This window comes from Gemmata sp. SH-PL17, assembly GCF_001610855.1.
GTDB lineage: Bacteria > Planctomycetota > Planctomycetia > Gemmatales > Gemmataceae > Gemmata > Gemmata massiliana.
The window spans coordinates 5,491,249-5,513,506 of the sequence record NZ_CP011271.1; the positions used below are offsets into that span (position 1 = coordinate 5,491,249).

Sequence of the window (22,258 nt, forward strand, 5' to 3'; positions counted from 1 at the left end):
CGAGCACCGAACACGACTATGAACCCCCTGCAACGGGCCGCGATCGTCCGCAAGACGACCTACCTCGGCGCGATCCTCGTGCTGTTCACGCTCAGCATGATCTGGCGGGGCGCGATCCCGGTCCCGTTGAGCGGGTCGAGCGGGCCGTTCCGGTGGGCCGCGGGCCACACCATCCAGGCCCAAGCGCGGAACCTGGACGTGTGGGAACTGGACCCGCAGGAGGGCGAGGCCGAGATCACGGGCAGCGCGCTGCGGCTCACCCTCACGGGCAGCCGCGGGCTCGCGGTTTCCGCGCTGTGGCTCTCGGCCATCGACAAACAGAAGCGCAACGACTTCCACGAGTTCGAGCAGCGGGTCATGATGGTGACCAAGTTGCAACCGAACTTCATCACGCCGTGGATCTTCCAGAGCTGGAACATCGCGTACAACGTGTCGGTCGAGATGCACGGCAGCGGCGACATGTACTTCTACATCGTCCGCGGCATCCAGTTGCTCGCGGAGGGCGAGCGCCACAACAAGCGGTCCCCGGACATCCGGTACCAGATCGCGTTCTACTACCAGAACAAGTTCGGCGTGTCCGACCAGGTGGAGACGCTGCGGTGCCTGTTCGACCTGAGCTGCATCCCGCCGAGCCAGCGGAACCCCAAACAGTTCGAGGACCCGGAAACCGGGCGGATCAACTACGCGAAGTTCCAAGAGTTCTGTGAAAAGCACCCCCACCTCGTCCGGCGCCTCCGCGGAGAGGACCTGCGGTACACGGACAAGCGCGCGAAGGAGAAGCTGCGCCGCGGCACGCCCAAGGAAGTGGTCGACTTCCTGAAGACCAACTGGGAGGTGCCCTCCCGGTACCGCCCCAACTACCTGAAGGAACTGACCGACGACCTGGCGGAAACCGAGAACCAGTTCCCGGCCCTGCCCCCGCAGTTCAACGAGGGCCCGGACGAGGCGAACCCGACGTCCGGCACCGCCGACGACCGCGCCCCCGGGCTGGGGTACTTCACCGGGTTCAAGGCGGCCCGGGCCTGGTTCAGCTACTCGCTCCTGTTGCTCCCGCCGCCGCTGAAGGACGCGCAGGGGCTCCCGGTCCCCGGCCCCACGCCGGCCCCCGGCACCTTCGACCACGACCCGGCGAAGCACCGGGTTCCGCGCCTCCCGATGATGGTCATCTTCCGCCAGGGGGCCCCCCGCGCCCAGAGCTACCAGGCGGAAATGGAGCAAAAGGAAGGGTGGTTCGACGAGGAGGGGTGGCAGATCGACGACCCGAGCGACCAGCCGTCGAAGTGGTGGTTCCCGGACAACCCCGACCGCCCGACCCAACCGCGGGGCGTGGTCGTCGGCACGGGCCGCGCCTGGTCGCTCGAGGAGTGGCGCAAGGCCGCCGAAATGTGGGACCGTCACGGACGGGATTACGGCCTCGTGTTCGCTCAGGGGCGCCGCGAAACCCTGGAGAACCGGCGCGGCGACCCGGGCTCCCTCCCCAACGACCCGACCCCGGAACAACTCACGGACCCGGTTCTCCGCGAACGGTACCTCGCCAAGGTCGCGCTCGAGTATTACGGCTCGAACCGGAGCGTCACGAACTTCCCGTACTTCCTCGCGTCCGCCCAGGCCGAAGCGAAGTCGCTGACCGTCAGGGCCCGGAAGACGCTCTGGAAGGCGGAACAGGCCCGGAAGATCAGCAACCCGCCGCTCGCCATCCGGCTCTACAAAGAGGGGTTGGGGTTGTGGAAGCAAGTTCTTACTGAGAACAAGGACTTCCTCCGGCCGGAGCGGTCCGACCGGACCGAAGAGGAAACGGCCGAGTACGATTTGGCGTACCTGCGCCTTCTGGTTCAGGACGACGAGCGGGTGCGCAAGCGGGCCAACGAACAGGTCCACGCGGCCCAGGCCGTGGTCCCGTTCCTGACGCTCCCGTTCCAGACCGAGGCCCTCGCGCCGGGACAAGTGGCGGTCGCCGACCCCCTGTGGACCACGGCGAACCGCGAGGAGATCAAGTGGTACGTCGTTGAAAACGTCGCCGACGCGGACTTCTCCTCGCCGTTCGTCGGCTCGCTCGCGCCCGACCGGATCGCCTGGGTGTCCGAGACGATGAAAGAATCCGTGCGGTCGAAGCAGGGGGTGTCGCGGAAGCCGCAACAGCAGGCCCCGGCCCCCGGCCCGGGCGGTCCCGGCGGGCCGCCGATGGGTCGCCCGAGCCCCCCGGGTGGGCCGCCCCCGGGCCAGTAGGCGCGGACCGATCGCCCTAAACGCGCCCGCTGACGGGTCCAAAAGCAGCACCAACCGGGCCGCGGGGGCACCCCGCGGCCCGCGGTTCGTACAACAGCCTCCTCGTTGCTCCTTCTAACTTGCGCCCACACTGACAATCAATGAACCGCACCGCTCTCGCCGTTCTCGCCCACCCCGATGATGCCGAGTTCCTCTGCGCCGGTACGCTCGCTCGATTGAAGAAGGAACACGGCTGGACGATCCACGTCGCGACGATGACCCCCGGCGACTGCGGGTCCGCGGAGCACGGCCCGGAGGAGATCGCCCGCATCCGGCGCGCGGAGGGGCGGGCCGCGGCCGAGGCCATTGGTGCGACCTACCACTGCCTCGAAGAGCGCGACCTGCGCGTGATCTACACCGAGAGCGCGCTCGAAAAAGTGACGCGCCTCATTAACGCGGTCGCGGCGCAAGTGGTGCTCACGCACAGCCCGGACGACTACCACCTCGACCACGAGCAGACGAGCAAGATCGTGCGCGCCGCGACGTTCGCGGCCCCGATCCCGAACTTCCTGCACGGGCGGCACTTGCACCCGCCGATCGCGCACATCCCGCACCTGTACTACTGCGACCCGCTCGAGGGGAGCGACGCCTTCGGGCGCCCGATCGTCCCGGGGTTCCGCATCGACATCAGCGCGGTGATCGGGGACAAGGCGCGGATGCTGGAGTGCCACGAGAGCCAGCGCGCCTGGCTCCGGGCGCACCACGGGGTCGACAACCTGGTGGACTCGATGCGCGAGTGGGGCGCGGCCCAGGGCGCGCACGCGGGCGTCGCCTTCGCCGAGGGCTTCCGCCAGCACCTCGGGCACAGTTACCCCCGGACGAACGTCCTCGCGGAGCTGCTCGGAACCGTCTGACGCTCACCGGAGCGGGTGACACCGGGCGCGGTCTTCACGTTATCGCGGTTTTTCGTGGCGATTCGTTCCTTGACGCGCCCCGAACCGGCCCGTAATCATGACCATCTGAACGCCTCTTCAGGCGCGCCCGGCCGGTCGCGCGAACCCACTCGGCCACTGGACCGTCTCGACTCCGGCTGCCGGAGCCGCCCCGCTGTCCCCAGGACGCTCGCAACATGACCCCGTCCGACCCGACGACCAACGTGCCCGCCGACTCTTCCGCCCCCGCCACCGACGCAGCACCGACGCAGCCGACCGAAGAACCGGTCGCGCCGGCCGAAAGCTCCACCGCCCCGCCGGTCGAGAGCACTGCGCCCGCGGAGCCGACGGCCGAGGGCGCGGCACCCGCGGAAGCGGCCCCGCCGCCCGCGCACCGCGAGCCGGCCCTGCCCGCTCAGCCGGTGCCGGACGTGCCGCCGGCGCCGCAGCCGCACGACCTCTCGCGCATCGCGCAGGATCTGCAGATCCGCAAGGCGCAGGTCGAGGCCGTCGTTCAACTGCTCGACGACGAGAACACGGTCCCGTTCATCACGCGCTACCGCAAGGAGCGCACCGGCGGGCTGAACGAGGACGTCATCCGGCGCATCCAGGACCGCGTCACGAACCTGCGGGCGCTCACCGACCGCAAGCGCACGATCCTCAAGAGTATCGCGTTCCAGGGGAAACTGAACGACGCCCTCACCCAGGCCATTCTCGCGGCCGAGGCCCCCAAGCGCCTCGAAGACCTGTACCTGCCGTTCAAGCCCAAGAAGAAGTCGCTCGCGACCGAGGCCCGTGAAAAGGGCCTGGGGCCGCTCGCCGAGGCGATCTTCAACCGCGACCCGGCCGTCGACAAACTGGACGAGGTCGTTCAGGGGCTGGTCGACCCGGACAAGTGGCTGCTGAACACCGACGACGTGATGGCCGGCGTCCGGAACATCCTCGCCGACATGGTCGCGGACTTCGCCGAGGTGCGCGGGCCGCTGCGGGCGTTCTCCTGGGACACCGGCGTCCTCGTCTCGATCCGGGGCGAGAGCGTCCCCGAGAGCAAGGGCAAGGAGTACGAGCCGTACTTCGACTTCCGCGAACCGGTCAAGGACATCCCGCCGCACCGCGTGCTCGCGATCAACCGCGGTGAGAAGGCCGGCGTCCTGAAGGTCCGCATCGACACCGACCCGGCGATGGGCCTGGAGATCACGACCTACCACCTCGGGCTCGCGGACCACCCGCACCGGGGGCTGATGCTCGAAGTCGCCAAGGACGCGCTCGAGCGCCTGCTCAAGCCGAGCCTCGAGCGCGAAATCCGCCGCGAACTCACCGACCGCGCCCAGGAGCACGCGGTCATGGTGTTCGCGAAGAACCTCCGGAGCCTGCTGCTCCAGCCGCCGCTGCGCGGCCGCAAGGTGCTCGCGGTGGACCCCGGCATCCGCACCGGGTGCAAACTCGCGGTGCTGGACGAGACCGGCAAACTGCTCGAAGACGCGGTGATCTACCCGCACGGCCAGAAGAAGAACGCGACCGACGCCAAGCGGAAGATGGAGCAGCTCGTCCGCAAGTACCAGCTCTCCGTCGTCGCGATCGGGAACGGGACCGGGTGCCGCGACACAGAACAGCTCGTCGCGGACCTGATCTCCGACCTCGCGGACCGGCGCCTGAACCCCGTACCAGACGCGCCGCAAGCGTCCACACTCGCTCCGGAAGCGCCGGTCGTAGCGCCGACGCCGCAAGAGCCGGTGCTCGCGCCGGTCGTGACGGCCGTGCCCGCGGCGATCTCGCTCGACTCCGGCGCGCCCGTGGTGCCGACCGAGGCGGTGACGCTCTCGACCGAAGCACCGGCCGCGCTCGTTCCGGCGGAAACGACCACCACACACCCCGAAGCAGCGCCGGCCCCGAGTGAAACGCTGACGACCGGTGCCCCCGAGACCGCGTCGGTTCCCGTGGCCCCGGCCGCACCCGCGGTCCCGCCCCCGCCGCCGATCTCGCTCGAAGGGCTGCCCGACGCGCCGGAAGACCTCGCCTACGTCATCGTCATCGAGGCGGGCGCGAGCGACTACTCGGCCAGCCCGGTGGCCCGGGAAGAGTTCCCCGACCTGGACGCGACCACGCGCGGCACCATCAGCATCGGGCGCCGGCTCCAGGATCCGCTCGCGGAGCTGGTGAAGATCGACCCGCAGCACATCGGGGTCGGGCTGTACCAGCACGACGTGAAGCCGAAGTTCCTGAAGGAATCGCTCGAGGGCGTGATCGAGTCGAGCGTGAACCAGGTCGGTGTGGATCTGAACACCGCGAGCGTGCCGCTCCTGCGCCACGTGTCCGGGCTGAACCAGTTGGTGGCGCGCGAGATCGTCACCTACCGCGAGAAGCAGGGCGCGTTCGCCAACCGCGAACAGCTCCTCCAGGTGCCCGGGCTGGGCGAAAAGCGGTTCACCCAGGCCGCCGGGTTCCTCAAACTGCCCGACGGCCCGGATCCGCTCGACAGCACGTGGATTCACCCGGAAAGCTACCCGCTCGCGCGGCAGGTGCTCTCGGACTTCGGGCTTACGCCCGCGGACCTGCGCGACAAGGCCAAGGTCGAGGAGCTCCGCGCCAAACTCAACGGCGCGAACCTGGCCGAGATCGCGGGTAAGCTGAACGTCGGCGAACCGACGCTCGACGACATCTTCGCCTCGCTCGCGCGCCCCGGGCGCGACCCGCGTGAGGATCTGCCCCCGCCGATCTTCAAGACGGGCGTGCTGCGCCTCGAAGACATCACGCAGGGCATGGAGCTGAAGGGTACCGTGCTGAACGTGGTGCCGTTCGGGGCGTTCGTGGACATCGGGCTGAAGGAGAGCGGCCTGGTTCACATCAGCCAGATGGCGAACCGCTACATCAAGAGCCCCTACGATGTGGTTTCGGTCGGCGACGTCGTCACGGTGTGGGTGATGGACGTGAAGGCCGGCGAGAAGAAGATCTCGCTGTCGATGATCCCGCCGGGCCAGGAACGGCGCCCGCAAGAGCGCGGCCCGGCCCGCGGCGGTCACGCGCCCCGCGAGCAGCGCGCGGAACGGCCCCAACAGAGCGCCCGCCCCGCCCCGCAAGAACAGCGCGAGCGCCCGCCGCAGCCGGCGCGCGACGATCGCGGTGGGAACCGGGGCGGCTACCCGCAACGCGGCGGCTTCCAACCGCGCCAGGGGCAGGGGCAAGGCGGCGGTCGGTTCAACCGCGGTCCGGCCCCGGCGAACACGAACCCGCCCGCGAGCGCGCAACCCGCGGAACCGGTTCAACCGCTGCCGCCCAAGAAGCCGAGCAAGCCGAAGCCGCTGCCGAACCTGACGCCCGAAAAGAAGGCCGGCAAAGCCGCGCTGAACACCTTCGGCGAACTGCTCGCGTTCTTCAAACCCGTCGAACCGGAGGCCCCGAAGGTCGAAGAGCCGAAGCCCGAAGCGAAGGCCGAGGAGCCGAAGCCCGAAGAGCCCAAGACCGAAGGCCAGAGCTAATTGCTGACTCGTGTTCCCCCGTGGTATCATCGAAGAGGACATTTGCTTCTTCGGGCGGTACCGCGGGGGAAGTTGGTAGCCGAATTGTTCCTCCCCTCGCTGAATTAAACCGCAAAACACGTTCTCTCGTTTCGAGTTCCCTTCCCGCGGCCGATCGCCCGTACAATATCTTCACACCCCGCACTCGTTTCGTTGGTGCGGAACGCTCGTAACAGTATCGCCGCCCCGCGCGGGCCACGCACCCCGCGACCGAGGACATAGAAATGGCCGAGCAACAAGACAGCCCGCCCCCCAACGGTTCGCAACAGCCCGCGCCCAAGCGGACCAACCCGCTGCTCCCCGGCGGGTGGATCGCGCTCATCGTGCTCGGGGTCATCGCGTTCGCGTTCCTCGCGTTCAAGAACAACTACCGCGAGATCGATTACTCCCGGTTCCGCGAGCTGATGAACGCGGGCCAACTGAAGTCCGTCACCCTGGTCGGTACCGACCGGGCCGAGGGCGAGGTCCGCGACCCGAACTCCGAACTCGCCAAAAAGCTCGAACTGGGCAAGACCGGCCGGTTCGCGGTGCTGCTCCCGCACAGCAACGACCAGCGCACGCTCACCGCGGACATCGAAAAGGCGGACCAAGAGGTCATCAAGAAGGCGCCGGCCGAGAGCCAGCCGGTGCCGGTCGTCATCAACCGGCGCGAGGAGCCGACCCCGTGGCTCGGGCCGCTCCTCCTGCAGTTGCTGATCGTGTGCGGCATCATCACCGTGTTCGTCGTGTTCTTCCTGCCGAAGCTCCGCGACCCGATGGGCGGCGGGTTCATCAACAACTACATCCGCAGCCCTGCGAAGCGGTACGAGAAGGGCAAGGGGCGCGTCACGTTCGACGACGTGGCGGGTATGGAGTCGGCGAAGCGCGAGCTGACCGAGATGGTGGAGTACCTGAAAGACCCGGGCAAGTTCACCCGCATCGGGGCGACGGTGCCCAAGGGCGCGCTGCTCGTCGGCCCGCCCGGAACCGGCAAGACGCTGCTCGCGAAGGCCGTGGCCGGTGAAGCGAACGTGCCGTTCTTCGCCATCAGCGGCAGCGAGTTCATTCAGATGTTCGTGGGGGTCGGGGCGAGCCGCGTGCGGGACATGTTCCGCACCGCGAAGGAGCACTCGCCGTGCGTGATCTTCATCGACGAAATCGACGCCGTGGGCCGGATGCGCGGCGCCGGGTACGGCGGCGGGTCCGACGAGCGGGAACAAACGCTCAACCAGATCTTGTCCGAAATGGACGGGTTCCAGCCGACGGAAACGGTCATCGTGATGGCCGCGACCAACCGCCCGGACGTGCTCGACGCCGCCCTGCTCCGCCCGGGGCGCTTCGACCGGCACATCACCGTGGACCGCCCGACGTGGAAGGGCCGGTTGGAAATCCTGAAGGTCCACACGCGCAACAAGCCGCTCTCGGACCTCGTGGACCTGGAGCGCGTGGCGCGCGGGATGGTCGGGATGAGCGGCGCGGAACTGAAGAACCTGTGCAACGAGGCCGCGCTTTTGGCCGTGCGCTCGGGCCGGAACAAGATCGAGCAGGTGGACTTCGACCGCGCGGCCGACCGGGTGCGGCTCGGGAGCCAGCGCGAGGAACCGTTCTCGCACGACGAGAAGCGCCGGACCGCGTACCACGAGGCCGGGCACGCGCTCTGCGCGTTCCTCATGCCGTCGGCGATGCACGCCCTCGACCGCGTGTCGATCATCCCGCGCGGCCGGACGGGGGGCGTTACCCTGTTCCAGCAAGACGAGGAGCGCGTGGACCACTCGCAGAGCGAGCTGAACGCGATGCTCGTGATGACGATGGGCGGGCGCGCGGCCGACAAGCTCGTGCTCGGCGAGCCGCTCTCCGGGGCGGTCGGCGACCTGAAGCAGGCGACCCGGATCGCGCGCGTGATGGTGACGCAGTTCGGGATGAGCGACCGCGTCGGCCCGGTGTACCACCAGCAGGGCGAGGAGCACGTCTTCCTGGGCAAGGAGATCGTGGAGTCGCGGGCGTACAGCGAGGGCACGGCGCGGCTCATCGACGAAGAGATCCAGCGCATCCTGATCGACGCCGAGGCCCGGGCACAGGATCTCGTGCGCACCCACCGCGACAAGCTCGACGTGATCGCGGACGCGCTCCTGATGCACGAAGAGATCGACCGCACGGAGGTCGAGAAGCTGATGTCCGGGGTGCCGCTCGCGGAACTGCGCCCGGAAGCGCCCAAGGCGGTGCCCCCGGCCCCCGTTCCGCAGCCCGAACCCGCTCCGAAGCCCGAAGCCCCGCCCAAACCGGGGCTGGCGTTCGGGGGTGCGTAAAGTAACTTCACCAGTCCGTAAAGACGCGCGGTTCGCCAGGAAATTTCCTGGCGAACCGCGCGTCTTTACGGACTGGTGAAGCATCTACTACTTCTTGTCGTCCTTCTTTTCCTTCTTCGGTCCCGCGTCCTTCAACTCTTTGATCAGGTCCACGACCTCGGCGTCGGTCAGTTTCGGCAGCGCGGCCCGCAGCGCCTTCTCGTAGTGGGCCACTTCACTCGGCTCGTAGGGGAACCCGACGTTCTGCTTCTTCCCCTTCTCTTCCGCGAACGAATCGGACAGCACCTTGCCCTCGGCCGACAGGAAGACCCACACCGGCACGCCGCCCGGTTCGGGCGCGTACTTCTCGTACAATTTCTCCCCACCCGGGTTGTCCACCACGTCCACTTTCACGAACACCACGTGCGGGGCCAGCGCCTTCGCGACCGCGGGGCGGGCGTTGAACTTGTCCAGGTACTTGCACCACCCGCACGTCGGCGAGCCGAACGCCAGGAACACGGCTTTGCCGTCCTTCTTCGCAGCGGCCAGTGCCTCGGCCAGCACGTCGGCCGCGGGCGGCCCCTTCGGTTTGGGGTCTTCGGCCCGAACCGCGCTGGGAACCAGAGCGAACACCGAAACGAGCAACACGCGAATCATGAAGCGCTCCTCAAAATGGGGGCAGCGGCGGACCGATTATCACCGCCCCGCGTTCGGAACACAACGACCCACTCCCCGGCAAGAAAGTACCCACCCGCGAGCCGCGCTGAGAGTAAGCCTTACAATCGGGGAGCGCCCGCAACGCCTCTTGAAATGCTCGATCGCCCTGAAATTCCAGGTATTTGTAACGTCCCGGTTCTTGCACGTTTTGTTTGGCACGTCGGCTGCTTTACATCGTGCGACGAACACGAGTCGGGCCGAACTTCCCCCCGGCCCACCCCACACACCTGACCGCACTTCACCCAACCTATCAACGAAAGCCGGCGACTTCGGTCGCCGGCTTCTTCTTTTTTCTGGGCGCCGGCCCGCATTCCGTCACCAAACCGCGATCCGATCCGGGGCCACAAAAACATCCCATTTCGGGATCACAAAAGGCATCGTCCCGCGAACCGTTATCCGCTACAAAACATGATTCATCCCCTCTCTCGCTGGAGTCACTCAATGGGAAAGAAGTCCAAGAAAGAAGCCCCCAAACCCGAGGAACCCAAGAAGGAAGCACCGAAGCCCGAAGCGGTGAAGAAGGAAGCACCCAAGTCCGAACCGCCGAAAAAGGAGCTCTCGAAAGCGGAAGTACTGAAAAACGCGATGGCAAAGGCCAAGGGCAAGGGCATCACGCCACTCAACAAGCCCGCCGAGGTCGTCCCGCCCCCGGCCGTGAAGGAACTGCCCGCGCCGCCCAAACCGGTGGTCCCAGAGGTCAAGAAGAAGCGGAAGCGCTTCGTGCGCGAGAAGCAAGAGAAGCGCGTCGAACCGACGGGTCCGGCGCTCCCGCCGCGGAGCAGTAAGGTGAACGCCAAGCTGATGACCAAGGGTCTGGCGCTCCCGCCGCAAGACGACGCGACCGGTCCGAAGCCGCGTTAGTGCCGTTCACACCCGCTTCTCTCAGCTCGATCAGCCAATCGCCCGTATGGGCCGGTACGTTCCGAATTTCGCGAACAGAACCCGGCCCTACATTTCTCCACAGCTCCCAAACGCTCGCATTTCGCTACCCGTTCGAGAGACTGTAATGCCAAACGAGGCTCCCACGAGCGACCGGCTCAAAGCTCTCGGCGACGGTCGGTTAGACGTGCTCGTGATCGGGGGCGGAATCGTCGGAGCGGGCGTCGCCCGGGATGCGGCGGCACGCGGACTAAAAACGCTGCTGGTCGAACAAGCCGACTTCGCCTCGGGCACCAGCAGCCGGTCGTCGCGCCTGTTACACGGTGGGCTTCGGTATTTGGCTCAAGGGCGCATCGGCCTCGTGCGCGAGGCGAGCACCGAGAAAATGCTCCTGAGCCGCCTGGCCCCGCACTTGTGCTCGCCTCTACCGTTCGTGTTCCCGGCGTGGCGCGGATCCGGTTGGTCGCGTTGGAAGTTGTCCCTCGGGGTCCGCATTTACGACCTGCTGTGCGGCGGACACAACCTCGGGCGCTCATCAACGCTCGGACCAGAAGCAGTGCGCGAGCAAATTCCCGGGCTTCGCGCCGCTGAGCTGAACGGCGCGGTGCGGTACTTCGATGCCCTCACGAACGATTCCCGCCTCGTCCTCGACACCCTACGATCCGCGGTAGGGGCGGGAGCGAGCGTGATGAATTACACGACCTACGTGTCCGGCGAGTTGATTGACGGCACATGGCGGTGCGTGGTTCAAGATCGCTTGAACGGGGCGCGCGCCGATGTGCAAGCACGCACAATCGTCAACGCGACCGGTGCCTGGGCACCCGGGCTGCCTCACAGTGAAGTCCGGCTCCGGCTCACCAAGGGCATCCACCTCGTCGTCGACCGCACGCGGCTCCCGGTGAGCGATGCGGTCGTGCTCCCCGAGGGGGACCGCATCCTGTTTGTAATTCCGTGGGGCGAGCGCGTCATCCTGGGAACCACGGACACGGACTACTCCGAAGACCCGGGCGCGGTTCGCACCGAAGCAGTTGACATCGAATACGTACTTCGAGTTGTGAACGGCGCGTTCCCCGAAGCCCGCATCACTCCCGGGGACGTGATCGCGACCTGGGCCGGTGTGCGCCCGCTCGTGGCCCCGGCCAAGTCCCGACCCGGTGCCCCATCAGACACGTCGCGCGGGCACGCGATCCGAATGGCCGAGCCGGGGTGGTTCGATGTGGTTGGGGGAAAATTGACCACGTACCGGCTCATGGGCGAGCAGACAGTCGATCAAGTGGGCCGGTTCCTGGGTATGCGGTTGCCGCGCTCGCTCACGGCCAAAGTGCCGCTTGCTCGCCCGGAGCACAGCGGCGTGCTCCCGCCGCCGGTCGATCCGGGCGCCGTTCGAGACTGTTGCCAAAACGAGTGGGCGGTTCACCTGGACGACGTGTTGGTCCGGCGCACGTCCTGGCTCTACTACCACCCCGACCGCACCGCCCTCGTTACGCAGGTCACTGGCTGGATGGGCGACAGCCTCGGCTGGGATGCGACGCGCCGGGTGGCCGAAATCGATCGCTTGCGGGACGTGACCGAGTTCCCGCTCGCGACCGGTGCCTCAACAGGTCCGTGATACCACTCCTCACGCGACCGGGTTTTGCAGCGTGCCGATGCCACTGATGGTGATGTTCACGTCGTCGCCCGACTGGAGCGTGAACTCGTCGGGCGGAACGATCCCGGTGCCGGTGAGCAGAATGGCACCGTTCGGGAACTCGTTCTCCTTGAACAGCCACTCCGCGAGGCTCTCGACGGTGCGGGCCATTTGTGCGAGCGTCGTCGTCCCCTCGAACGCGACCTTCTTCGCCCGCATAATGCGCAGTCGGATTTCCACCACGGGGAGTTCCGGCATGTGGCCGACGGGCGTGATGAGCGGCCCGATCGAGCACGAGCCCTTGTAAATTTTCGCTTGCGGCAGGTACAGCGGGTTCTCGCCCTCGATGTCGCGCGAGCTCATGTCGTTACCGACCGTGTACCCGACGATCTTCCCCGCGGGCGAAATGACCAGCGCGAGTTCCGGCTCGGGGACGCTCCAGGTCGCGTCGCTGCGAATACGTACCGGTTGCCCCGGGTGAACGACCCGCGCCGGGGTCGCTTTGAGGAACAGTTCGGGGCGCGGGGCGGAGTAGACCTTGTCATAGAACTGTGCCGCGCCCACCGATTCCTCTTCGCGGGCGATCTTGCTCCGCTTGTAGGTGACGCCGGCGGCCCACACTTCCTGTTGGTCGATTGGTGCGCGGAACGTTGTGCCTTCGAGCCGGTCGGCGGTGGCCAGCGAGTCGAGCAGTTCGCTGGCGGTCTTGACCGGGTCCGGGGTGTTGAGCAGGTCCGCGAGTGTCTTGATCGCGGGGTTGCGCCCCATATCGAGCGGGCGCGCCAGCCCGTGCTCGACCACCACAACCGTCTCCTGGCCCGCGCGCCGCACCTTACCGAATTGCATGACCGAACTCCAACGGAAGAGGATTCGTGCTATCGTTGTATGAGCGGAATCGCGCCCGGTTCACTCTTTACCCAGCACGAGATCGACGACCCAGCACCCGCGCACGTGGAGCGCAAGGGGATCGCGGCAGTGATTCAGGATCATTTCGTTATCACAGCCCGCGTCTTGAAGGGCGTCGGCGAGAACCGGCAGCGTGCCAAAGTCGCGCGCCGCGTACATCCGCTCGGCGAGGGCCAGCGCTGTATTCGTGCGCCACTCGGGCGAGAACCTCACGGGTCGAAACGGGTTCCCAAAGATGTCGCGGAGTGTGTGGCACATTTCGCCCGCGAGGATTTGAGTTCCTCCCGCATCGAGCTTCATCCGGAAGGCCAATGCGTCCCGCGTCTGGGCAAGCATCCCGTTGTAGAAACCGTTCGCGGCCGCGCTCCAGGCGACGTGAGTCGCAATGACCGCGGATATACTCGTCGCACGGACGTGGTCGATGTGAGGCGCAGACGCCGCAAACAGGTTCTCGCGCGCCATTTGTGCTTCACACCGGGCCGCGTAAGCGTCCGAGATCGCATCGTTAAATTGGGTCAGTGTCGCCAAATTGACCGCGTGGAGTTCCGCAATTTCGATCACGCGCCGGCTGCGCTCATCGGTGACTGCCGGCCACGCGAACCGACAACAACTGAAAGCGAAGAAGCGCAATTTACGAGCGTCGGTCGGGCGCTGTAAACGTCGATTGAGGCGGGCCAGAACCCAAAGTAGGCGGAGGGGACGACTTACCGTCAACCAGGTCTGTTCGTCCATCCGTCACCCCAGAATCGGCTTCACCGGTTCACCGCGGCAGATCGCGAGCGGGCGCCCGAGACCGTCCTGAATCTCGGTATCAAGCGGGATGCCCAATGAATGGTAGATCGTGGCGTGCAGATCTTGCGGCAGCACGCGCCCGTCCTTCGGGTAGGCCGCTAGCTTGTCGCTGGAGCCATACACAGTCCCGCCGCGCACCCCGCCCCCAGCGAGCGCGACCGAGAAGCACGGTCCCCAGTGGTCGCGCCCCCCTGCCCCGTTGATTTTCGGCGTGCGCCCGAACTCGGCCACCCACACCACGAGCGTGTCTTCGAGCATCCCGCGGTCCGACAGGTCTTCGAGTAGGGCACTGTACGCAGTGTCGAGCACCGGCATCAATTTGCGCACGCCCTCGGAGTTGTTGGTGTGCGTGTCCCAGTGCCCGTTGTTCGGCGCGTTCGCGACCCGCGTCCAGTTCACGCGGATCAGCGGTATCCCGGACTCGACCATTCGGCGCGCGAGCAGGCACGATTGCCCGAACCGGGAGCGCCCGTAACGGTCGCGGGTCTTCACGCTCTCGGCGTCGAGGTCGAACGCCTTGCGCGCCGCGGGGGACGAAATCATCTCGAAGGCGCGTTGCGTGTGGGCGCCGGCCCCGTCCGGTGCCGTGTGCCGATGAGCGACAGCCTGTCCCAGAGCTTCGAGTAATCCCTTACGCTGGTCGAAGCGCGTGCTCGGCACTTCGGGAGGAAGCGACAGCCCCGGCACTTCAAACGTCCCCAGCTCGGGCGCGCAGGTGATGAGCCACGGGTCGGCCCCGCGCCCGAGGAACCCGCCGTCCTGACCGGGCCACGTGAGGTTGCCGTCGTTCGCGCTCTGTTCCGGGAGCGTGACGGCCGCGGGGAGCGTACAGTGCGGTTGCAGCAGCTTCCGCACCACGCCCCCGATACTCGGCCAGTCGTTGGGGGCGCCCGGCTTGGCGTTTTCCACCTGCATCGGCTGGTGCGGGTAGCCGGTGGTCATGTAGTAGCCACTGGCACTGTGGGCGTTGTCGTTGGTCTGACACGCCCGCAGAACCGCGATCTTCTCCGTGAGGCGGCTCGTCTTCACCATTGTCTCGCCGACAATGAGTCCGGGCGTCGCGGTGCGGATCACGCCCATGTCCCCACGCGCCTCCGCGGGCGCATCCGGTTTCGGATCCCACGTCTCCTGTTGTGGCGGCGCGCCACCCAAGAACAGCAGAATCACGCTCCTCTTCTTGGGCGGCGCGGAGCGCGAACGGCTCGCCCCTTCACGGGCGTGGAGCAGGTTCGGGAGCGTCAGGCCGAAGGCGCCGAGCGAGCCGATGGTGAGTGCTTCGCGGCGCGACGGACCGTCACAGAGACGGGTGGAACGGGGCGCGGGGAGTGAGAGCATCAAAAACTCGCGCGGTGGGAGGGTTGCGAGTGCGGTCGGTGGGTTGTGAATAGAGTATGCCGCAAGGTGCCCCAAAGGTGAAGCGGAAACTGCCGACACGAAGGTGCGAGAGTGGGCCGCGGACTCAGCACCCAGTTTGGCGACGACCTTGCTCTTGAGGTTCTCGGCCCCTCCCAGCCACACGCCGTCCGGGATGTCGAGCAGAGCCGGGGTGCTCACGTCCAGAAGTCGGCCCTCGATCTGGTACTCCAACCCGCCGCTCGCGGAGCGCGCCCAGGTGAGGGGCCTTGCCCTCGCCCAGTTTGGAAACCCACTCCGGCAGCGGTTCCGTATCGAGCGTCCCCTTCCACGTCTCGCCCTGTGACGCGCCGCCGATGGTCGCCTCGACCTCAATGACCTTGTCGCCGACGAACGGTCCGGGGTCGATGGGCTCGGTCCGGTACGTGGCGCCGTCGGCTTGGCGGGTGGCGACGAACACCTGACCGCCGATGCTCACCGTGACCCGGGGTTTGAGCGCGGCGAGGGAGTCGGAGAGAACGGCGGCGTAGGTCTGATCGATCGGATTGAACCGGAGCTGGGGGTCGGAGCCGGAGAAGAACCGGCCGATGACCGTGTCGGCACTACCGGTCCCATCGTATTTCGCGGTGAACGAACTGATCGCCGGGGTGTACGCGATCGAACGAGTGTTGTTGGACCGATTTTCGCCCGCGAGGCCACCGGAGTTGACCTCGTAGAGCAACTGTGTCGCGTCTGGTGGCGGCGCCCCGATCGAGACGACGTACTCGGAGTGCGGCCCCTTCCCCCGGTCCATCGCCAGCCCGGCCCCCAGAAGCCCCGCGCTAATCTTCTTCCCGGTCCGGTCGGCCCAGAAAAGGTTGTACGTCCAACTCTGACCCGCGGGCGGAGCGGGGAGGGCCTCGCTATTGGTGTAGCTCAGATTCACGCCCCCCTTCACCGCGTCCCACGCGAGTGACGTGGGCGACACGTCGCGCGCGAGCGGTTGGATCGTGAGATCGGCCCGGAGCGTGGCCCCGGCCTCGAGTATCGTCGGTTGCCCTTGGCTTTGAATGGCCTGGCCCCGTGCCCCGATGACCAGGGTGACGAACGAGCCAATCGTCTCCCCTTTGAGCACCCAAGTGGAATCGACCGTCGTGCCGGGGTTGACAAAATCCCCGACGAAATCGCCCGATGCCGACCCGCTCAGGAACGCGGCCCCGACGTCCGGGCCGGTGTTCTTGGACGTCGTGGTCCCCGTCAGTGCGAGGGCGATATTGACCGGATCCCCGATATTCTCGCCCCCGCTCGGGTCGATGCGGTAGATGAGGCGCAGGGTCACGCCCGCCGTACTGAAGGCGAAAATCTTACCGTAGTCGGGGTTCACGCTCGCGCGCGCGGACACCTTCACCGTTCCGTTCGGCTGCACGTCACGGTCAATGCGTGCCTCGGCGTTCCGGGTCAGCGCCGTGCCGGGCACGGTGCTGGTCACGACATTTTGCGGCTCGAACCTCGGCCCGGTCCCGTCCGGAGCGGGCGAGGAGACGGCCTGCGCGGTGGACAAGGGGTCGAGGTACTCGTCGTAGAGCGTGAGGACCGCGGGGACTTCGCGGGGCTCCAGGACTTCGAGGCCGAGCTTGGGCTGAGTCGTCCGGAATGGCATGGCGTTGGTGTGGTTGTAATGTGTCTCGGGGCGCGCAGGCCCGAAAGAACGGGCCGCGTTCCAGCGGCTCGGACCGCCGGAACCGGTTCCGCATCCGCGGCCTCTCGCACAGATGCGGCGCGAGCGCGGAACCGGACAAAAAAATTGTGGCCCCGCGGTCCGCGCGATGCACTGCTGCTCTCCCGCCTCGCGCCGTGCCGGCTGGACACGTTTACTGACCGAGGTGCCCGCTCGTGTCACCCGACGCACCCGTCGGGGATCGGTTCGCAGAAATGCTCGAGGTCTGCCGCCGATTCCTCCTGTCCATTGCCAACGCCGAGTTACCGGACCGGCTCCGCCCCAAGGGGGGCGCGAGCGATCTGGTGCAAAACACGCTCGCGGCCGCGCACGAGGCGCGCCACCAGTTCACCGGCCGGACGGTGGGTGAGTTGCGCGCGTGGCTGCGGGCCATTCTGGTCAACGAATTGGCCGGGTTCCGCCGCCGGTACCTCGGGACCGCCGCGCGGAGCGCGCGCCTGAAACGTCCGCTCTCGGCCGCGGCGGGGTGCACCGCCCACGGCGCTTCGCCCGCCCCGAACCCCGCGGACGAGTCCCACCACCTCTCGGCCCTCGTGGACCGCCTTCCGGGCGACCTTCGGGAGGCCGTCCGCCTGCGGATCCAGGAGGAGCTCCCGTTCGCGGTTGTCGGACAGCGACTCGGTCGGACGGAAGAGGCCGCCCGCAAATCGTTCACCCGGGCCCTCGCGGCCCTCCGGGAGATGGTCGCTAGAACAGGCGGGCGCGAGAGCACATGAGCGGCCCCCACGAACCGCTTCCGAACGCACCCCTCTCGCCCCGGCACGCGGCCGAGTTAGCGGCCCTGCTCTGCGGCCTCGACCGTCTCGACCCGATCTTGGCCCTCCCCACGCACCCATCGCTCGCGGACCCGCCCCTGCCCTTCGGGCGGTACCGATTGCGGGCCCGACTCGGCGCCGGGGCGCACGGCATCGCCCTGCTCGCCGACGACCCGGCGCTGGGCCGCTCGGTCGTGGTGAAGGTGCCCCAGCCCGCGGTCCTGGCCGACCCGCCGGCGCGCGAACGGTTCGCCCGCGAGGCCCGGGCCGCCGCGCGCCTCGAGCACCCGGGCGTCGTCCCGGTGTTGGAGGCCGACGAAGAAGGCGGTCTGCCCTACTTGGTCGTCGGGTACGTGCCCGGCCCGTCGCTGGCGGTGTGGCTTCGCGCCCACCCCGGGCCGACCGGGACGCGCCCCGCGGCCCGGCTGATCGCGGCGCTCGCCGCCGCCGTCCAGCACGCCCACGAACGCGGGGTCCTGCACTGCGACCTGGCCCCGGCGAACGTCCTGCTCGCCCCGGTTGCGGGCGCCTCGCCCGAATCCCTCGCGGCCTTTGCCCCGGCGGTCGCCGACTTCGGGCTCGCCCGACCGGTACTAGAAGACCCGGCGCTGAGCCGCACCTTCTGGGTCGCGGGGACGCCGTTGTACATGGCCCCGGAGCAGGCCCGCGGGGACCGCCGCGCCCTGACCGCCCGCACCGATGTCTATGCCCTCGGGGCCGTACTGTACGAGTTGCTCACCGGCGGTCCGCCGTTCCCGCCGGAGGCCGGCGACGCGGTTCTCGCCCGCGCGCTCCGCGATTCACCCGCGCGGCCGCGGGATCTGAACCCGACGATCCCTCGGGATTTGGACGCCGTGTGCCTCAAGTGCCTGGAGAAGGATCCGGCCCGGCGGTACCCATCGGCCGCCGCCCTGTACGACGACCTGTCCAACTATCTGGCCGGGCGCGCGACCCAGGCTCGGCCGATCGGCCCGCTGAGGGCCGCGGCCCGGTGGGTGCGACGGCACCAGTTCCTCTCCGGCGCGATCGCCCTGGCCACGGTCGCGTGGGCGGCGATCCCGGCCCTCGTGGTCGGTTACTCGAACCGGCTGACGACCGAGGCCGCCAACCGGCGTATGGCGGAGGCCGAGGCCGAGGCCGCCGGGCGGAAGGGGCGCGAGCACGCGTTCTACGCGACCTTGGAGCGGGTGCGCCAGCGCCGGGCCGACGATCCCTACTCCGGGTGGGGCACCGAGTCCCTGACCGACCTGAGGGGATTGACGGTCGCGCCCCCGGACGACGCGCTGCCCGACCTGCGGTCCGAGGCCGCCGCGGCCCTGGCCGCCGTCGACCTGCGGCCGGTCCGCACGGCGGGTGAGGGCTTCTCGGCGTACGCCCCGGTGTTCTCCCCGGACGGCACCGCGCTGGCCGTGTGTGGCTGGCACTGGGAAGAAGGAACCCGCCAGGGGCACGTTCGGCTGCTCGATCCGGCCACCGGGCACCAGATTCGGGAACTGGCTTTCCCCATTGACCCGGCTTGGTCCGCTCGTGCGGGCACCGCCGACGGCTGTCGGTCGATCGCCTTCAGTCCGGACGGTCGGTGGCTCGTCGCCGGCACCCGGGGCGGACAACTGGTCCGCTGGGATCTGACCGCTCGCGCCCCCGAGCCGGTCCCCTGGGCCGCTCACACCGGGGACCACACCGACCCGCGCCGCGTCTGGGTGCTGGCCCTCGCTTTCGCGGCCGACGGTGGAACGCTGTACTCGTCCACCCGGGATTCGACACGGGCGTGGAACGTGCGGAACGGGTGGCAGCCGTTGGGGGGGGCGCCGGGATTACATCGTCCCGAGCGGGTCCGCGGTCCTGGGGGGCTCGTTCCCTGTTATGCAGGTCCGGGACCAATTGGGCCGGGAACTGTGCCGGATCGACCCGCGGGGGGCCGTCGAACCAACGGCGGTACAAGGGGAAGAGATCTTCGCCACAACCCGGGACGGGCGCTTGGCCGCGGCGGTGGTCCTGCCCGATGTCACACTCAATCTCATTGCGACCGACCCGGGGGCGAAACCCTCGCCGCTGCGGTCCCCGGACCGGCCCCGGGACGAGCGGCTCGCCATCACGTCCATCGGGTTTAACCCCGACGGCGCGCTCCTGGCAACAGCCGAGGAGCACGCCCGGCGCCTCAAGCTCTGGGACGTGTCCGGCGGGCAACTGCTCGTTGATCGGGCCGTGGGCGGGGGGAGCGGGCGGTTCGCGTTCGCGCCCGATGGTCGGCACCTCGCGGTTACGGAGGACCACCGAACGGTCCTCTACGAGGTCACAGGGCGGGTACGCGAGGCGGTCGCCATCGGGCCCCGGCGGTGGGCCCAGGCGGTCGCCGTTCGCCCGGACTCTCGCGCCCTCGTCGCGGTGAGCGACGACGCGTGGCGGAACGTAGAGTTGAGCACGTGGGACGTCCTCCCGGGCCGTCTTCCGACGGGGACGGGTTACCGCGACGTCGGCTTTCGCGGGGCGCGGATGCCGGTCGCAGCGGCCACACCGAGCGGAACCCGGTTCGCCTTTACCACGGCCCGCGCCGGCGCCGGGGCGGCCGGTACGAACGGCGACCGATTAGAATTCAGCAACGGGGCCGCGGTCGAATGCGAAGGCATTGCCGACCTGCGGTTCGCACCGGACGGGCGGCTGTGGGCGGCCGACGGGCACCGGATCCGCGTTTGGACCGCACCGCAATGGACCGAGGAGTGCCCACTGGAAAACGCCCCGGTCGATCGATCAGGCGGGGTCGTGTTCCGGGCGGTTGCCCCGGGGAACACGGTATCGGTCGCGGGTCGCAGGGACGGGCGGGTGTACGTTCTGCGAGCCAGCGGCCCGGTCCATTCCGTGCCCCCCCCGTTCAACTCGGCCGTGACAGCGTTGAGGCTCTCCGCCGACGAAAAGCGCGTTCTCGTTGGCGGAGAACGGGGAGAATTGTGCCTACTCGAAGCGAGCGGGCGGCTCGTTACTCTGCTCCGCGGCGCCCACAGGGACGAAGTAACGACGGTAATGTTCGGGCCGGGCGGGTGTCTCGTCACCGGGTCCGCGGACCGGACCATTAAGCTGTGGGTCGCCGGGTTGAAGCCGGTGCTGACGCTTTGGTTCGGTGGGGCGGTACAGCAAGCCCGTCTGAGTTCCGACGGCCAGCTCCTGACGGTCCTGGTGCGCGGTGAGCGCGGGGTACGGCGGTGGCGATTGGACCATTTGACTGCGGCCTTGGCCGACCTCGGCCTGCCGCCCGGGTGGCCATAAGATTAAATTCGACTGATACCGATTACGGGACCGTCCGCGGTGAAGTAGCGTGAGGTTACTGAAGCTCTCCCGGCCTTCGCCCACGGACGGCCGCCATGATTCTACCACCCGAGGCACACGATCCGGTGCAGGTTCTGGCGGCGCACGTCACCACCCCACTACCAACATGCTGTTTGGCGCGTGCCCGGGCGATGACGCCTGCGCTCCGGTTCACGGATTTGGGCAGCCGCTCCGCGGTGTCCCGGGCACGCAGCATTTGAGCAGGTGCGCGCCGGGCGGGCGCTCTTCTTGATCGCTCACGCTTCGGCCCCTGTTGCGGGCTCGGCGCAGCCGAACATCTGCCGCAATTTGCTCGCGGCCCGTTGGTAGGCTATCACCGCCCGGACGGGTGACACGCCGAGGCGCAGGCCCACGGTGCCCGTTAGCTTTCGTCGCCCGCCGTACACCGCGTGGCTCTGCTCCACGAGGTAGCCGCGCACCCGGCAAGCCCCGGTGCACTGCGCGCGGTGGCACCATGTGGCGGAGCTGGTTCGGGTGCCAGTGCGGAGCCCCGGCCTTTTTAGCCGCCCGCTGAACCGCATGGGCGTATGTGGTGGGCCGGAACTCGTTCCCGGGCGCCCGCAACGGATCGTTCTTGCGCCGGTCCTACTGCGACGGCTGAACGGTACTTTTGCGCTTGGCCCGCCTTGCCCCGAAGCGCTCCGCGCGCTTCGGCGGGGCTGAAGAGTGTGGCTTCGGGATCGACCACGCATCCCGCGACCGTTTCCACCGGCCGCTTCAGATCGCGGAGCAGTGCGGCGTCCCGCTCCCGGCCGGCTTCTTGGTACGCATCAGCCATTACCAGCCGGGCGGTGTCGCCGGAGATCTCGAAACCGATCGGGGGCGCGCCGGTGCGGAGCTGGAATCCGACCAGTGCGGCTTGGGCCTTCGGCCCGATCAGAACGGGGCGCGGGCGGTCGTGGTGGGCGGTCTTGTGGTGGCGCGGCCTGTGCGCCCACACGTCACCGGCCCGATCCACCTCGCACAACCGCAAGAGACAAACCGCACCGGGCCGCGTTTCCGTCAGGAACTGAACCTCCACCATCGCGCGCAGGTGCGTGTCGAGAAATGGCAGTGTGGCGACGACACGAGCGCGCTCAACAGTCGTTATCGGTTCCGTTTCCCGCGGGGCGCTCCGCGCGCCCCACCGCAGTCCCGCGAGCGTGCGGAGCGCTTCGTACCCGGCGCGGCGATTAATGACCTTTCGGGAGACGTTCGCTTCGACCTTTCGGCGGCGCACCTCGGGCCGAACGAGGTGGCAGACGCGGTCCCGGACCGTTCGTGAACCGGCTTGAG

General features: G+C 68.2%; 17 protein-coding genes. 10 read left to right on the top strand and 7 right to left on the bottom strand.

All coding sequences use genetic code 11. From position 1 onward, the window contains the following. Positions 1–18 precede the first annotated feature (18 nt). The 4 genes from VT84_RS22535 to ftsH all read left to right on the top strand — a co-directional run bounded on the left by VT84_RS22535 (position 19) and on the right by ftsH (position 8,937). Entirely contained in the window at positions 19–2,226 is a 2,208-nt protein-coding gene (locus VT84_RS22535; RefSeq protein ID WP_082841065.1) for a hypothetical protein, read from the top strand. A 140-nt stretch (positions 2,227–2,366) separates the two neighbouring features. Next, positions 2,367–3,119, top strand: coding sequence for a PIG-L deacetylase family protein (locus VT84_RS22540; protein ID WP_052552347.1), 753 nt, complete (start codon positions 2,367–2,369; stop codon positions 3,117–3,119). Between the two features lie 215 nt (positions 3,120–3,334). Beyond that, the gene (locus tag VT84_RS22545; protein WP_082841066.1) at positions 3,335–6,613 is read left to right on the top strand and encodes a Tex-like N-terminal domain-containing protein; all 3,279 of its coding nucleotides are present in this window, start codon (positions 3,335–3,337) and stop codon (positions 6,611–6,613) included. 263 nt (positions 6,614–6,876) lie between these two features. Next, positions 6,877–8,937, top strand: a complete 2,061-nt coding sequence (gene ftsH, locus VT84_RS22550) for an ATP-dependent zinc metalloprotease FtsH (RefSeq protein WP_082841067.1) — start codon at positions 6,877–6,879, stop codon at positions 8,935–8,937. 87 nt (positions 8,938–9,024) lie between these two features. On the opposite strand, the gene VT84_RS22555 is transcribed toward ftsH, so the two are convergent. Further along, positions 9,025–9,573, bottom strand: a complete 549-nt coding sequence (locus VT84_RS22555; protein ID WP_052552356.1) for a DUF255 domain-containing protein — start codon at positions 9,571–9,573, stop codon at positions 9,025–9,027. Positions 9,574–10,074: 501 nt separating this feature from the next. Here VT84_RS22555 and VT84_RS22560 point away from each other — a divergent pair. After that, positions 10,075–10,494 carry a hypothetical protein gene (locus VT84_RS22560; RefSeq protein ID WP_052552359.1) on the top strand — a complete coding sequence of 140 codons (420 nt, stop codon included), beginning with the start codon at positions 10,075–10,077 and terminating at the stop codon, positions 10,492–10,494. A 145-nt stretch (positions 10,495–10,639) separates the two neighbouring features. Beyond that, entirely contained in the window at positions 10,640–12,121 is a 1,482-nt protein-coding gene (locus VT84_RS22565) for a glycerol-3-phosphate dehydrogenase/oxidase (RefSeq protein ID WP_082841068.1), read from the top strand. A 9-nt stretch (positions 12,122–12,130) separates the two neighbouring features. Here VT84_RS22565 and VT84_RS22570 read toward each other — a convergent pair whose 3' ends face one another. The 4 genes from VT84_RS22570 to VT84_RS22585 all read right to left on the bottom strand — a co-directional run bounded on the left by VT84_RS22570 (position 12,131) and on the right by VT84_RS22585 (position 16,829). Next, positions 12,131–12,985, bottom strand: a complete 855-nt coding sequence (locus tag VT84_RS22570; protein WP_082841069.1) for a fumarylacetoacetate hydrolase family protein — start codon at positions 12,983–12,985, stop codon at positions 12,131–12,133. 60 nt (positions 12,986–13,045) lie between these two features. Beyond that, complete coding sequence (locus tag VT84_RS41075) at positions 13,046–13,675, bottom strand: hypothetical protein (RefSeq protein WP_052552365.1); 630 nt, start codon at positions 13,673–13,675, stop codon at positions 13,046–13,048. A 105-nt stretch (positions 13,676–13,780) separates the two neighbouring features. After that, positions 13,781–15,391, bottom strand: a complete 1,611-nt coding sequence (locus VT84_RS22580; RefSeq protein ID WP_239465444.1) for a DUF1501 domain-containing protein — start codon at positions 15,389–15,391, stop codon at positions 13,781–13,783. Continuing rightward, positions 15,297–16,829 carry a hypothetical protein gene (locus VT84_RS22585; RefSeq protein WP_082841071.1) on the bottom strand — a complete coding sequence of 511 codons (1,533 nt, stop codon included), beginning with the start codon at positions 16,827–16,829 and terminating at the stop codon, positions 15,297–15,299. The genes VT84_RS22580 and VT84_RS22585 overlap by 95 nt, the downstream gene beginning before the upstream one ends. Before the next feature lie 233 nt (positions 16,830–17,062). On the opposite strand from VT84_RS22585, the gene VT84_RS22590 reads away from it, so the two are divergent. The 4 genes from VT84_RS22590 (at position 17,063) to VT84_RS38780 (ending at position 21,183) form a co-directional block, all read left to right on the top strand. Next, entirely contained in the window at positions 17,063–17,623 is a 561-nt protein-coding gene (locus VT84_RS22590) for an RNA polymerase sigma factor (RefSeq protein ID WP_082841072.1), read from the top strand. Beyond that, positions 17,620–19,773 carry a WD40 repeat domain-containing serine/threonine protein kinase gene (locus tag VT84_RS22595; RefSeq protein ID WP_082841073.1) on the top strand — a complete coding sequence of 718 codons (2,154 nt, stop codon included), beginning with the start codon at positions 17,620–17,622 and terminating at the stop codon, positions 19,771–19,773. Before VT84_RS22590 ends, VT84_RS22595 begins: the two co-directional genes overlap by 4 nt. A 382-nt stretch (positions 19,774–20,155) precedes the next feature. Beyond that, the gene (locus VT84_RS41730; RefSeq protein ID WP_255359575.1) at positions 20,156–20,923 is read left to right on the top strand and encodes a WD40 repeat domain-containing protein; all 768 of its coding nucleotides are present in this window, start codon (positions 20,156–20,158) and stop codon (positions 20,921–20,923) included. A 95-nt stretch (positions 20,924–21,018) separates the two neighbouring features. Beyond that, positions 21,019–21,183: a hypothetical protein gene (locus VT84_RS38780; RefSeq protein WP_157469720.1), complete on the top strand. Its 165-nt coding sequence runs from the start codon at positions 21,019–21,021 to the stop codon at positions 21,181–21,183. A 36-nt stretch (positions 21,184–21,219) separates the two neighbouring features. Here VT84_RS38780 and VT84_RS22605 read toward each other — a convergent pair whose 3' ends face one another. Both VT84_RS22605 and VT84_RS22610 read right to left on the bottom strand, forming a co-directional pair. After that, a complete protein-coding gene (locus VT84_RS22605) occupies positions 21,220–21,402 on the bottom strand; it encodes a hypothetical protein (protein WP_082841075.1) in 183 nt (60 codons plus the stop codon). A gap of 80 nt (positions 21,403–21,482) precedes the next feature. Next, positions 21,483–22,202, bottom strand: coding sequence for a hypothetical protein (locus VT84_RS22610; RefSeq protein ID WP_082841076.1), 720 nt, complete (start codon positions 22,200–22,202; stop codon positions 21,483–21,485). Positions 22,203–22,258 lie beyond the last annotated feature (56 nt).

Excerpts from the sequence above, each read along its gene's own strand:
- VT84_RS22595 (WP_082841073.1), top strand. The coding sequence starts at position 17,620 with ATGAGCGGCCCCCACGAACCGCTTCCGAACGCACCCCTCTCGCCCCGG.
- VT84_RS22585 (WP_082841071.1), bottom strand. The coding sequence starts at position 16,829 with ATGCCATTCCGGACGACTCAGCCCAAGCTCGGCCTCGAAGTCCTGGAG.
- VT84_RS22540 (WP_052552347.1), top strand. The coding sequence starts at position 2,367 with ATGAACCGCACCGCTCTCGCCGTTCTCGCCCACCCCGATGATGCCGAG.
- VT84_RS22565 (WP_082841068.1), top strand. The coding sequence starts at position 10,640 with ATGCCAAACGAGGCTCCCACGAGCGACCGGCTCAAAGCTCTCGGCGAC.
- VT84_RS22560 (WP_052552359.1), top strand. The coding sequence starts at position 10,075 with ATGGGAAAGAAGTCCAAGAAAGAAGCCCCCAAACCCGAGGAACCCAAG.
- VT84_RS41730 (WP_255359575.1), top strand. The coding sequence starts at position 20,156 with ATGCCGGTCGCAGCGGCCACACCGAGCGGAACCCGGTTCGCCTTTACC.
- VT84_RS22570 (WP_082841069.1), bottom strand. The coding sequence starts at position 12,985 with ATGCAATTCGGTAAGGTGCGGCGCGCGGGCCAGGAGACGGTTGTGGTG.
- VT84_RS38780 (WP_157469720.1), top strand. The coding sequence starts at position 21,019 with ATGATTCTACCACCCGAGGCACACGATCCGGTGCAGGTTCTGGCGGCG.
- VT84_RS22555 (WP_052552356.1), bottom strand. The coding sequence starts at position 9,573 with ATGATTCGCGTGTTGCTCGTTTCGGTGTTCGCTCTGGTTCCCAGCGCG.
- ftsH (WP_082841067.1), top strand. The coding sequence starts at position 6,877 with ATGGCCGAGCAACAAGACAGCCCGCCCCCCAACGGTTCGCAACAGCCC.
- VT84_RS22545 (WP_082841066.1), top strand. The coding sequence starts at position 3,335 with ATGACCCCGTCCGACCCGACGACCAACGTGCCCGCCGACTCTTCCGCC.
- VT84_RS22535 (WP_082841065.1), top strand. The coding sequence starts at position 19 with ATGAACCCCCTGCAACGGGCCGCGATCGTCCGCAAGACGACCTACCTC.